The organism is Agromyces sp. NSFZ (genome assembly GCF_056156205.1).
In genome coordinates, this window is the sequence record NZ_CM149585.1 from 1741040 (window position 1) to 1754115 (window position 13076).

The following is a 13076-nucleotide window of genomic DNA, read 5'->3' on the forward strand; positions in this document are numbered from 1 at the left end:
CCGGGCCGGGTGCGGGGTTCCCGCTCGGGGGGCGTATAGGGGGATAGGGGATCGGCCCGATCCGAGACGCCGATCAGCTCGCCGAGCGCCCCTCGTCCTCGTCGTCGAGCACGAGGCGGAGGCGGGCGAGCAGCTCCGATCGCGTCGTGACGCCCAGGCGGCGCCGGATTCGCGCGATGTGGTGCTCCGCGGTGCGCGGCGAGATGAAGATCGCGCTGCCGATCTCCGCGTACGTCTTGCCGTCGAGCACCAGCCTCGCGACCTCGCGCTCACGGGCCGTGAGACCGGCATCGTCCGACCGCTCGCCCGCCGCCGCCGCCTCGGCGTCACTGGAGGCGCCGCCCTGGTGAGGGTCGGTGTGGAGGCTCCGGGCCAGGGCGAGCAGCTGCAACGTGTCGGCGTGCTCGGGCGCGCGGCCGGCGGCGTGACCCGCGAGTCGGCCCGCATCCCAGCGGTACCCGGCCGCCGCGAGGTCGTGCACGGCACCCTCGACGGCCGGCACGTCGACCCGGCCCGCGAGGGCGGCGGCCCAGACGCGGCCCGCCTCGGCGAGCGTGCTCGCGACCCGGTTCGCGGATGCCGCGCTCACGAGGGCCTCCGAGTGATGCTCGAGTTGCGCACGGTCCTCGGAGAGGATCGCCGACTGGATGCCCGCCCAGTGCAGGTTCATCGACCACGACGCGGGTCGGCCGGCGCGCTCGAGCAGGTCCCACGCGGCGGCGAGCGGCTCCTCGACGAGGTGCGACTCGTGGAGGCGCGCCGCGGCGATGACGAGTTCGGCCAGTGCCGGCAGCCCGAGGAGATCGACGGGCATGCGCGCGATCGTCTGCCGCGCGGCTCCCCACGACCGCACGAGGTTCGGGAGGTCGTCGGTGCGTCGGGCGAGGCCGATGCGCACGGCGTGTGCGAGGACCTCGGAACGCAGTCCGAGGGGGTGCTGGGACTCCTCGACGCCGGCCAGCAGTGCCCGCGCGCGGGCCGGCCGATCGGCTCGCAGCTCGATCAGCGCCTCGGTGAGGCGCAGTCGGTGGCGGAAGGCCGGCCCGCCCTGCACGGCCTCGCCTGCGGCGCGGAGCACCTCGGCTGCGATCCCGAGTTCCCCGGCGTTCATGGCGACATGCGCGGCGATGACCGCCGGGACCGCCGGCAGCGGAATCGTCTCTCCGGACTCGTTCATGAGGCTCGAGGCCTGGAGCAGCGCCGACAGTCCGCCATCCGCCGTTCCCTCGAGCGCGGCGATGGTCCCCTCGGCCATCAGCGAGACGGCCACCTGCGACGAGCTGGGGTACTCGAGCTCGGGTGCGGCGGCGAGCGTCTCGCGAGCCCGGCCCAGCTCTCCGAGCGCCGCCAGGCAGACCGCCGCGAGGGGCGCTCCGTTCCAAGGTTCGCCGGAGACGCCGGAATAGGCGTCCGCGGCACGTCCGAGCATCCCCTTGCGCGCCCACGCTGCGGCCGCGACGCACACCGCCCGGGGAAGGTCGGGATGCTCGGGTCCGGCCAGGAGTCCGTCGACGAGTCGCTCCGCGGTACGGATGTCGCCGGCCGACCACGCGGCCTGAGCGCGACGTCCGGCGAGCGACGCGGCGTCCGCCCCGGCGTCGATGGCCGCTGCGTACTGGCGCCACGCACCCACGGGATCGGTGAGGAGGAGACCGTTCCCCCGCTCGACGAGTGCCTCCGCCACGCGTGGGTCGCGGAACCCGCCGCGGGCGAGTTCGAGGGCCGAGTCGCCGAGGGGGAGACTCGCGGCATCCAGCGCGTCGACGAGTTCGCGACGCACGGACCAGAGCTCGTGCGCCGGGGTGCTCTGCAGGATGCCCGACCGAACGAGCGGCAGCGGGCCGCCGTCGGGCCCGAGGAGTCCTGATGCCCGGCCCTCGGACATGAGCGCCCGCAGGTCCGATCCGCTGAACCGAGGAGCGGTGGCGAGGACCGGGCCGGACGCCGAGTACCCGACCGCGAGGGCCAGCAGGAGGTCGGCCAGCTCGGGGTCGACACGGTCCAGGCGGAGTCGGAGCCGCTCGAGGAGCGTACCGGGCAACGACGTCGATTCCCGCGGATCCCACCCCTCGTCACGCACTGCCGCGACGGCCATGTCCACCAAACGCGGATTGCCGCCGGCGAGTTCGGTGATCCGATCGACCTGCACCTGGGGCGGCGCCGCCCCCAGGAGTTCGGCGGCGCGTGCACGGACCTGGGCCGCGGACAACGGCCGGAGGATCAGGTGCGGCCGTTGCCGGCCGAGTCGATCGACGAGATCGGCGGCGGGCTCGGATCGCGGCCAGGCCCGGAACGCGGCGATGAGGTGCGGGCCATCGTCGGAGGCGAGGGCCGACACGAGTGCGACGTCGCCGTCGTGGAGGCCCTCGAGGTCGTCCACCAAGAGGGTGATGCGCCGGCCGTCGGAGTCGAGTCGCTCGAGTCCATCGAGACCCTCGACGACCCGCACCCCCTCGTCCCGGAGCGCGGTCGCGAGCTCGCCGAGCAGCGTGGACTTGCCGGATCCGCCGGGGCCGGTGATGCCGGCGTGCACCGGCGGGCCGTCGGAGAGGATGCTCCGCCTGATCTCGGCGGTCTCTTCCCATCCGACGAGTCCCGGGTTCCGCCGCACTGCCGACGCGCGCGGCTCGGTCATGGCGTCGGTGCGGGCGGCTCGGTTGCGTCGGGCGAGGGTGCGGGCTCCGTCGTCGGTTCGGGTGCCGGCTCCGTCGTCGGTTCGGGTGCCGGCTCAGGGGCGGGTTCCGGTGCCGGCTCAGGGGCGGGCTCGGTGGTCGGTTCGGGGGACGGCTCGGGCGCCGGCTCGGGGGTGGGTTCGGGCGATGGCTCCGGTGCCGGTGCCGGTTCGGGTGCGGGTTCCGGCGCAGGCGAGGGAGCGGGGTCGTCGGTCGGAGCCACCGAGGTGGCCGGATCGGTCGCGGAGGTGTCGGGTGCATCCGTGGTCCCGGACGAATCGCCCGGTGCCGCCGCCGTCGCACCGTCGGCCGTCGCGTCGCCCGCGGGCCCGTCGGCCGCCGTGTCGTCCCGCGTGAAGGGGTCGAGCGTGCCGTCGAACGGCGGCTCGAAGGGTGGTTCGAACGGCGGGGCGAGGCCATCGCCCTCCGTGAGGGGCGCGGTGCCGGCGGCGTACCGGCCGAGGAGGTCGCCGGCCGCCAGCGGGGTCCCCCCATCGCGGTCGCCGGGTTGCTCCTGCGTGCCGATGGCGAGCGGCGTGATCGGGATGAGGATGGCCAGCACGGCGGCCACGACCCCGGCCAGCACGGTCGCACGGAGTCCCACCGACATGCGATTCCACTCGAGGATCCGCGGCGGTGCGCCCGTCGGTGCGGTGTCCGCCGTGGGCGCCGGGGAATCCTCCGCGCGGACGTCGCCGGGCTCCGTCGCGGCCACGGCGGCGACGGGGAGCGGGTCGAGCCTCCGGGACGCGGCCACGGCCGCGCCGAGGCTGATCGACGCCTTCGGATCCGCGTCCACGGCGACCGGCAGCTCGAGCTCGGCAGAGACGAGCTGGGCGACCGCGGGGATGCGCGAGGACCCGCCGATGAGCAGTACCGTGGCGACGTCCGCCAGGTCCAGGCCGGCACGGTCGATCGCGCGGCGCAGCGTCTCGATGGTGCTCCGCAGCTCGCCATCGATCATCTGCTCGAACTCGGGACGCACGAGGCGGACGCGCGTGTGCCCGCTCGGGAGCAGGAGCGGCACGGCCGTCTCGGCGTCGAACGAGAGCGCCTCCTTCGCGTCGGTGCATTCGCGTCGCACCCTGGCCAGTGCGAGCGCCGACTCCGGCTCGGCCTCGTCGAGGCCGTCGAACGCGGCGGGCACCAGTGACTTCACGTGCTCGAAGATCCGCTGGTCGAAATCGGCGCCGCCGAGGCGCTCGATGCCGGCCGGTGCGCCGATCACGTGGAAGGCGTCGTCCTCCTGCTTCCGGAGCAGGGCGACGTCGAACGTTCCGCCGCCCAGGTCGTAGACCGCGATGGTGTCGCCGCATGCGGCCTTCTCGCGGTCCAGGTAGTGCAGGCCCGCGGCCTCCGGCTCGCTCACGAGCTCGACGTTCGCGAGCCCGACGCCGGCGAGGGCGGTGCGGATGCGTCCGAGCCGATGCTCGCCCCATGACGCGGGGTGCGAGACGGCGATGACGGCTGGGGCACGGCCCTCGTGCGCCTCGGCGCGTTCGACCACCCATTGGGCGACGACGGCGAACACGTCCTCCGCCGAAACGCCGAGGTCGCCGACGATGATCGGCGTCTCATCGCCGATCCGGCGCTTGAACTCGCGGACGACGCGGTCCGGTTCATCCATGACTCGTCGCTCGGCCATCTCGCCGACGACCACGCCGCCGTCCTTGGCGAGGTGCACGACACTGGGCACGGCGGCCCGGCGGGTGCCGAGCTCGAGCGGCTCGTGGGCCATGGATCCGTCGCCGCGCCGCCGTCCGATCGCGGCGGCGGTGAAGCTCGTGCCGATATCGATGCCCAGCACGTACGACGTCACAGCAATTCCCCCTCGTGATCGCACGCCGGCCCCATCGCCCCCCAGCGCGCACCGATCACGTGAGAGTATTCCCCGGCACCCCGGGCGCGGCAACCCCTTGTGTCACCCTCCTTCGGGGTACAAGTGCCCAGTTCGGGGTACAGCCCCGAGACATCCGCGCGCCATACTGGGTGCATCATGGAGCGCGCACCGAGGGGGGTGGTCGCGGCCGTGGTCGGCTCCGTGCTGACCACGCTCGCGCTGAGCGGCTGCGGCATGTCGCTGTTCTTCCCCGTCGTCGAGGAATCGACGCCCTTCCCGCAGGACGTCGACGCGTCCATCGCGCCCTACTACACGCAGGTGCTGAGATGGGACGCCTGCGGGGAGTTCCAGTGCGCCACTGCGGCGGCACCGCTCGACTGGGACGACCCGTCGGCGGGCGACATCGAGCTGGCACTCATCCGCCAGCCCGCCGAGGAGGATCGCATCGGCGCGCTCCTGGTGAATCCGGGCGGCCCCGGCGTCTCGGGCTACGACTTCGTGGCGGAGTCGCTCGACACCGCCGTCACGGAGTCACTGCAGGATCGCTACGACATCGTGGGGTTCGACCCCAGGGGGGTCGGCCGGTCGACGGCGGTGACCTGCCTCGAGGACGATGACCTCGACCGGCTGCTCTACGGCAGTCCGTCGGGCTCCCGCGGCAGCGATACGTGGCTCACCGCCCAGAACGAGCGCACCCACGCGTTCGGACAGGCCTGCCTGACGAACACCGGTGCCCTGCTCGCGAACGTCGACACGGTCAGCGCCGCGCGGGACCTCGACATGCTGCGCGCAGCCCTCGGCGAGGAGCACCTCGACTACCTCGGCTTCTCGTACGGGGCGTACCTCGGCACGGTGTACGCGGGCACCTTCCCAGATCGAGTGGGCCGCCTCGTGCTGGATGGCGCGATCGACCCCGCCCTCGGCGACGCGCAGCTCACGCTCGGGCAGGCCCAGGGCCTCGAGTCGGCACTCCGGGCGTACCTCTCCGCGTGCATCCCCGCGGCGACCTGTCCGTTCCAGGGGTCGGTCGACGACGCGATGACGACCATCCGGGGCATCATCGACGCCGTCTCCAAGAATCCCGTTCCGTCGACCGACGGACGACTGCTCAACGCCGACACGCTGCTCATCGCCATCGCGGCACCGCTCTACGACGCCGCGACCTGGCCGGCCCTCGACACGCTGTTCAGCACCGTGGTCGCGGGCCAGGCGGAGTTCGCGCTGACCATCGCCGACGGTTACTTCGGACGCACGCCGGATGGCGAGTACGAGGGCAACCTGATGGAGGCCCTGCGCGCCGTCAAGTGCCTCGACTACCCGGCCCAGAACAGCGTGGCGGTGATGAAGGAGCAGGGCAGGGCGCTCACCGAGGCGGCGCCCTACCTCGGACCGTACCTCGCCTACGGCGACCTCGCGTGCCTGTCGTGGCCGTTCCGTTCCGAGCGCGTGCCGGCGCCGGTGACCGCGCCGGGTGCCGCCCCGATCCTCGTGCTCGGCACGACGAACGACCCGGCGACGCCGTATGCATGGGCCGTGGCCGTGGCATCCCAGTTGGAGAGCGGAGTGCTCGTGACCCTGCAGGGCGAGGGACACACGGCATTCAACGCGGGCAACGACTGCGTCGATGCGACGGTCGAGCAGTACCTCGTCGACGGCGTCGTGCCGCCGGCGGATGTCGTCTGCTGACCCGCGTTCGGGTCGTTGACCGGTTCGGTCGCCCGGGCGCATGATCGGAGAGCGCATCCCTCGCGCAGGATCCAGGTGTGTCATGGTCGACCGGCAGCGGAACCCCCGACCCTACGACGACGTGCTCGCGACCGCGGAGCGGTACGCCATGGAGTGGCTCTCCGGCATCCGTGAGCGGCCGATCCCGCCCCGACTCGGCGCCGATGAGATCAAGGACCGGCTCGGCCGCGCGCTTCCCGAAGCGGGCGAGCCGCCCGTCGACGTGATCGAGCGGCTCGCCGAGGGCGCCGAGCCCGGCCTGATGGCGATGGGGTCGCCGCGCTTCTACGGCTGGGTCATCGGCGGCGCGCAGCCCGTCGCGCTCGCCACCGACTGGCTGGTCTCGGCATGGGACCAGAACACGAGCATGCGCACGGTCACCCCCGCCGTCGTCGCCGCCGAGGAACTCGCCGAGGAGTGGCTCGTCGACCTGCTCGGCCTCCCCGCCGGCAGCCAGGTCGGATTCGTGACCGGCGCCACCATGGCGCAGTTCACGTGCATGGCCGCTGCCCGCGACGAGGTGCTGTCCCGCGCCGGCTGGGACGTCGAGACGCAGGGCATGGCGGGCGGGCCCGCCGTGCGATTCATCGTGGGCGAGGAACGGCACGGCACCGTCGATCTCGCCGGGCGCTACCTCGGACTCGGCTCGCCCATCGTGGTGCCCGCCGATTCCGAGGGGCGCATCCGCGTCGACGCGCTGCGCGCCACGCTCGCGGCCGGCGATGGCCCCGCGATCGTGCTGTTGCAGGCCGGCAACATCCACTCCGGCGCATTCGACGACTTCGGCCCGGCGATCGAGGCCGCACACGAGGCCGGTGCGTGGGTGCACGTCGACGGGGCGTTCGGACTCTGGGCGGGCGCCGCGCCGGGCCTTCGGCACCTCGTGGACGGCATGGACGCCGCCGACTCCTGGTCGACCGACGCGCACAAGACGCTCAGCGTGCCGTACGACTGCGGGCTCGCGATCGTGCGCGATCCCAGGCCGATGCAGCGTGCCCTCAGCATGCACGCGAGCTACCTCCAGGCCACCGACGTCGGCGCCGATCCGCACGAGAAGGCACCCGAGCTGTCGCGAAGGGCCCGTGGCCTGCCCACCTGGGCGGTGCTGCGCTCGCTCGGCCGCGAGGGCGTCGCTGCGCTCGTGCAGGGTCTCGCGGATGCCGCTGGCGGCATCGCCACGGGTGTCGCCCGGTTGCCCGGGGTCGAGGTGCTCAACGAGGTCGTGTTCACGCAGGTGTGCATCGCGCTCGGCGACGATGCCGCCACCGAGGCCCTGAGCCGCCGGCTCTGGGACGAGGGGGAGGTGCTCGCCATGACGTCGCGGTGGCACGACCGCGCCGTCGTGCGCTTCTCGGTGAGCAACTGGCAGACGGATGCCGCGGAGGTGCGCCGCACCGTCGACGCGGTCGAGCGGGCGCTCGTCGAGGTGCGCGTGCGCACCCGCTGACGCCGCCCGCGGCACCGACGTCGGCGGCATCGGCTTGAATGGAGTGATGGCGGAGGCGTTGGACGCGTTCTCGCCCGCGACCCGGGCGTGGTTCACCGAGTCCTTCACCGCGCCCACCGCGGTGCAGCAGGAGGCATGGCAGGCGATCTCGCGGGGCGAGCACGCGCTCGTCGTGGCGCCGACCGGTTCGGGCAAGACGCTGGCGGCGTTCCTCTGGGCCATCGACCGCCTGCACGCGTCCGGGGCGGATGCCGCGACCACCGGCACGAAGGTCGTCTACCTCTCCCCGCTCAAGGCGCTCGGCGTCGACGTCGAGCGCAACCTGCGGGCGCCGCTCGTGGGCATCGGGCGCACCGCCGCGGCGCACGGTCTCGAGGTGCCCGAGGTCAGCGTCGGCGTGCGCTCGGGCGACACGCTGCCCGCCGAGCGCCGGTCGCTCGTGACGCATCCGCCCGAGATCCTCATCACGACGCCCGAGTCGCTGTTCCTCATGCTCACCTCGGCCGCGCGCGAGACGCTGCGCGGTGTCGAGACGGTCATCGTCGACGAGATCCACGCGCTCGCGGGCACCAAGCGGGGCGCGCACCTCGCGCTCTCGCTCGAGCGCCTCGACGCGCTGACCGCGGCGCCCGCGCAGCGCATCGGGCTGTCGGCGACCGTGCGCCCGCACGAGGAGGTCGCGCGCTTCCTCGCCGGCTCAAGGCCGGTGAGCGTCGTCGCGCCGCCCTCGGGCAAGCGCTTCGACATCCGCGTCACGGTGCCCGTCGAGGACCTCTCCGACCTGGCCACCGAGTCGGGCTCGGGATCCATCTGGCCGCACGTCGAGGCGGCGATCCTCGACGAGGTGCTCGCGCACCGGTCCACCATCGTGTTCGCGAACTCCAGACGGCTCGCCGAGCGGCTCACGGCGCGGCTCAACGAGCTGTGGGTCGAGCGCACTGCCGAGCCCGCGGCCGAGCCCGTGCCCGTCGGGGTGGGCGACGCGCTGCTTGCGCCCGCGCCCGGCCGCTCGCCCGCGGAGCTGCCCGGCGCCTCCGGCATCACCGCGGGCGCCGAGCCCGTGCTCGCCCGCTCCCACCACGGGTCGGTCAGCAAGGAGGAACGCGCGCTCGTCGAGGCCGACCTGAAGGCCGGGCGGCTGCGCTGCGTCGTCGCCACCTCGAGCCTCGAGCTCGGCATCGACATGGGCGCGGTCGACCTCGTCATGCAGGTCGAGTCGCCGCCGTCGGTGGCGAGCGGCCTGCAGCGCATCGGACGCGCCGGCCACCAGGTCGGCGAGATCTCGAAGGGCCTCGTGTTCCCGAAGCACCGGGCCGACCTGCTCCACTCGGCCGTCGTCGCCGAGCGCATGGTCGCGGGCGCCATCGAGGCGCTGCGCGTGCCGACGAACCCGCTCGACGTGCTCGCCCAGCAGACCATCGCCGCCGCCGCGGTCGACGAGTGGGACGTCGAGCACTGGTTCGAGCTCGTCCGCCGTGCGGCACCGTTCGCCGGCCTGCCCCGCTCGGCGTTCGACGCGACCCTCGACATGCTCGCGGGCCGCTACCCGTCCGATCGGTTCGGCGAGCTGCGCCCACGCCTCGTGTGGGATCGCGACGCCGGCACGATCGTCGGTCGCCGCGGCGCCCAGCGGCTCGCGGTCACGAGCGGCGGCACCATCCCCGACCGCGGCCTGTTCGGCGTGTTCATGATCGGCGAGGCCGGGCCGGGTCGCCGCGTCGGCGAGCTCGACGAGGAGATGGTCTACGAATCGCGCGTCGGCGACGTGTTCGCGCTCGGTGCCACGAGCTGGCGCATCCAGGAGATCACGCACGACCGCGTGCTCGTGGCACCCGCGATCGGCGAGCCCGGTCGCCTGCCGTTCTGGAAGGGCGACGGCATCGGGCGTCCGGCGGAGCTCGGCGAGGCCATCGGCGGATTCATCGCCGAGATCGCGGGTTCACCACCGGACGCGGCCGTCGCCCGCGCGCGAACCGCCGGGCTCGACGAGTTCGCGGCATCCAACCTCGTCGCCTTCGTGACCGACCAGCGCACCGCGACCCGTGTCGTGCCCGACGCGACGAACCTCGTGGTCGAGCGCTTCCGCGATGAGCTCGGCGACTGGCGCATCGTGCTGCACTCGCCGTACGGCATGCGCGTGCACGCGCCCTGGGCGCTCGCCGCCGGCGCACGCGTGCAGGAGCGGTTCGGCGTCGACGCCAACGCCGTGGCGAGCGACGACGGCATCGTGTTGCGCATGCCCGACACCGCCGACGAGCCGCCCGGCGCCGAGCTCTTCACGTTCGAGGCCGCCGAGCTCGCCGAGCTCGTGACCCAGCGCGTCGGCGACTCCGCCCTGTTCGCCTCGCGCTTCCGCGAGTGCGCGGCACGCGCACTGCTGCTGCCGCGGCTCAATCCGGGGCGTCGTTCGCCGCTCTGGCAGCAGCGGCAGCGCGCGTCGCAGCTGCTCGAGGTGGCGCGCGACTACCCCGACTTCCCGATCATCCTCGAGGCCGTGCGCGAGTGCCTGCAGGACGTGTACGACCTGCCGGCGCTCACGGCGCTCACCGAACGCATCGCCTCTCGCCGGGTGCGTTTCATCGAGGTGACCACCGAGACGGCGAGCCCGTTCGCGTCGAGCCTCCTGTTCGGCTACGTCGGGGCGTTCATGTACGAGGGCGACGCGCCGCTCGCCGAGCGCCGCGCGGCCGCGCTGTCGCTCGATCCCGGACTCCTCGCCGAACTCCTCGGCACGGTGGAGCTGCGCGAGCTCCTCGATCCCGAGGTCGTCGAGGAGACCGAGCGGATGCTCCAGCGGCTCGTGCCCGAACGCGCCGCCCGCGGTGAGGAGGGCATCGCCGACCTCCTCCGCGAACTCGGGCCGCTCACCGCCGCCGAGGTCGCCGAGCGCACCGAGGAGGCGACGGATGCCGCGGCCGCGCTCTCCTCGCTCGTCGCCGCCCGGCGCATCGCCGAGGTGCGCTTCGCGGGCGACAGGTGGTTCGCGGTCGTCGAAGACCTCAGTCGCCTTCGTGATGCGCTCGGCGTGCCGATCCCGCCCGGACTGCCCGAGGTGTTCGGGGAGCCCGTGCGCGAGCCGCTCGGCGACCTCGTGAGCCGCTACGCACGCACGCACGGTCCGTTCACGGCGGCCGCCGTCGCGGGGCGCTTCGGCATCGGGCAGGCGGTGGCGGGGTCGGCGCTCGCGCGGCTCGCCGGGGAGCGTCGCGTGGTCGAGGGGGAGTTCCTCCCGCACGGTTCGGGCGCCGAGTGGTGCGACAACGAGGTGCTCCGGCGCATCCGGCGCCGTTCCCTCGCGGCGCTCCGCAACGAGATCGAGCCCGTGCCCCCGCGCGAGTTCGCCCGGTTCCTGCCCGAGTGGCAGCACGTGGGCGCGCGCCTCCGCGGCGTCGACGGGGTCGCCGCGGTGATCGAGCAGCTCGAGGGCGCCCGCATCCCGGCGTCCGCGTGGGAGTCGTTCGTGCTGCCCGCACGCGTCGGCGACTACCGGCCCGACATGCTCGACGAGCTCACCGCGTCAGGGGAGGTGCTCTGGGCGGGCGCGGGCTCCCTCGCCGGCGACGACGGCTGGGTGAGCCTGCACCTGGCCGACACGGCCGAGCTCACCCTGCCGGTGCCCGCGGCCGCGCCCCTCGATCCCCTCGAGACCGAGCTCCTCGCGACGCTCGGCGGTGGTGGCGGCTACTTCTTCCGCCAGCTCGTCGAGGCGATCGGGGCCGCCGACGAACAGCCCGTCATCGACGCCCTGTGGCGGCTCGTCTGGGCGGGCCTCGTGACGAACGACACGTTCGCGCCCGTGCGGGGTCTCGTCGCCGGCCGCGGCGCGCACAAGACGGCGCCCGCGACGCCGCGGGCCCGGCTTCGGGGGCGTTCGCTCACGAGGCGCGCGCTCGCCGTCGACATCCAGTCGTCGCGGGCGGCGGCCGCGCGCGCGAACCCTCCTCGGGTCGCCGGCCGATGGGCGATCCTGCCGCTCGCGAGCACGCAGGCCACGCCACGCGCCCATGCACTGGGCGAGACGCTCCTCGAGCGCTACGGCGTCGTGACCCGGGGTTCGGTGATGGCCGAGGGCGTGCTCGGCGGCTTCGCGCTCGCCTACCGCGCGCTGTCGACCTTCGAGGAGTCCGGCCGCGTGCGGCGCGGCTACTTCATCGACGGCCAGGGCGGCGCGCAGTTCGCCTCCACCGCGGCCGTCGACCGGCTGCGCAGCGCCCCGCGCGGTGCCGCGGTCGCCCTCGCCGCGACCGATCCCGCGAACCCGTTCGGGGCGGCGCTCGACTGGCCCGAGACCACCGACGGCGGGCACCGACCGGCGCGCAAGGCCGGCGCGTTCGTCGCCATCGTCGACGGCGAGGCGACGTTCTACCTCGAGCGCGGTGGCCGCACGACGCTCGTGTTCACCGACGACGATGGCGCGCTCGCGGCCGCGGCATCCGCGCTCGCCGATGCGCTTGCCCGTGCTGGCGCGCCGAAGCTCCGCATCGAGACCGTCAACGGCGGCGGTGTCTACGGCTCGGTGCTCGACGCGCCGTTGCGCGCGGCGGGCTTCCGCGAGACGCCGAGGGGACTGCGCTTCGATGCCCGAAGGTGACACCGTGCACCAGGCGGCGCGGCGGCTCGAGGGCGCGCTCGCCGGCCAGGTCGTGACGAGGACCGACTTCCGGGTACCCGCCTACGCCACGGTCGATCTCTCCGGGGAGACCGTCCACTCCGTGGCGGCAAGAGGCAAGCACCTGCTCATGCGCATCGGCGATGTGGTCGTGCACTCGCACCTCAAGATGGAGGGCGAATGGCGCGTGCACCGGCCGGGGGAGCGGTGGCGACGGCCGGCGCACCAGGCGCGGGTCGTCATCGAGACGCCCGCGGCGACCGCGGTGGGATTCGACCTCGGGATCGTCGAGGTGTTCCCCGCCGAGGAGGAGGCCGAGCGCATGGCCTACCTCGGGCCCGACCTCCTCGGGCCCGACTGGGACGCCGAGGAAGCGGTGCGGCGCATCGCCGCGTCGCCCGACGCGCCGATCGCGGTCGCGCTGGGGGAGCAGCGCAACCTCGCCGGGCTCGGCAACGTGTACGTCAACGAACTCTGCTTCCTGCGGGGGCTGCTGCCCACGCGACCCGTGTCGACGGTCGACCTGCCTCCGCTCGTCGACCTCGCCGGCCGCGTCATCCGCGCCAACCGCGAGCGCATCTCGCGCACCACCACGGGCGTCGACCGCCGCGGCGAACGACTCTGGGTCTACGGCCGCGGCGGCGAGCCGTGCCGGCGGTGCGGAACCCGCATCGAGCACGGGCCTCTCGGCCGCAACGACCTCGAGTTGCGCGAGACGTACTGGTGCCCGAACTGCCAGCGGTGAGCCGCGGGCCATGAAGGGGTGACCCGCCGTATCCTTGG

General features: G+C 73.9%; 6 protein-coding genes. 4 read left to right on the forward strand and 2 right to left on the reverse strand.

Annotated elements, in window-relative coordinates:
• Positions 1 to 73: 73 nt before the first annotated feature.
• Together ACVFI9_RS08235 and ACVFI9_RS08240 are read right to left on the reverse strand one after the other, a co-directional pair.
• Positions 74 to 2635, reverse strand: coding sequence for a LuxR C-terminal-related transcriptional regulator (locus tag ACVFI9_RS08235; RefSeq protein ID WP_474765681.1), 2562 nt, complete (start codon positions 2633 to 2635; stop codon positions 74 to 76).
• Positions 2632 to 4491 (reverse strand): Hsp70 family protein, encoded by a 1860-nt coding sequence (locus ACVFI9_RS08240; RefSeq protein ID WP_474765682.1) that lies wholly within the window; start codon positions 4489 to 4491, stop codon positions 2632 to 2634. The genes ACVFI9_RS08235 and ACVFI9_RS08240 overlap by 4 nt, the downstream gene beginning before the upstream one ends.
• 177 nt (positions 4492 to 4668) lie before the next feature.
• Here ACVFI9_RS08240 and ACVFI9_RS08245 point away from each other — a divergent pair, with 177 nt between their 5' ends.
• The 4 genes from ACVFI9_RS08245 (at position 4669) to ACVFI9_RS08260 (ending at position 13038) form a co-directional block, all read left to right on the forward strand.
• Positions 4669 to 6198 (forward strand): alpha/beta hydrolase, encoded by a 1530-nt coding sequence (locus tag ACVFI9_RS08245; protein ID WP_474765683.1) that lies wholly within the window; start codon positions 4669 to 4671, stop codon positions 6196 to 6198.
• A gap of 82 nt (positions 6199 to 6280) precedes the next feature.
• Positions 6281 to 7684 (forward strand): pyridoxal phosphate-dependent decarboxylase family protein, encoded by a 1404-nt coding sequence (locus ACVFI9_RS08250; protein ID WP_474765684.1) that lies wholly within the window; start codon positions 6281 to 6283, stop codon positions 7682 to 7684.
• A gap of 46 nt (positions 7685 to 7730) precedes the next feature.
• Positions 7731 to 12275, forward strand: coding sequence for an ATP-dependent helicase (locus tag ACVFI9_RS08255; RefSeq protein WP_474765685.1), 4545 nt, complete (start codon positions 7731 to 7733; stop codon positions 12273 to 12275).
• Positions 12262 to 13038 carry a DNA-formamidopyrimidine glycosylase family protein gene (locus ACVFI9_RS08260; protein ID WP_474765687.1) on the forward strand — a complete coding sequence of 259 codons (777 nt, stop codon included), beginning with the start codon at positions 12262 to 12264 and terminating at the stop codon, positions 13036 to 13038. Before ACVFI9_RS08255 ends, ACVFI9_RS08260 begins: the two co-directional genes overlap by 14 nt.
• The last annotated feature ends 38 nt before the right edge of the window (positions 13039 to 13076 follow it).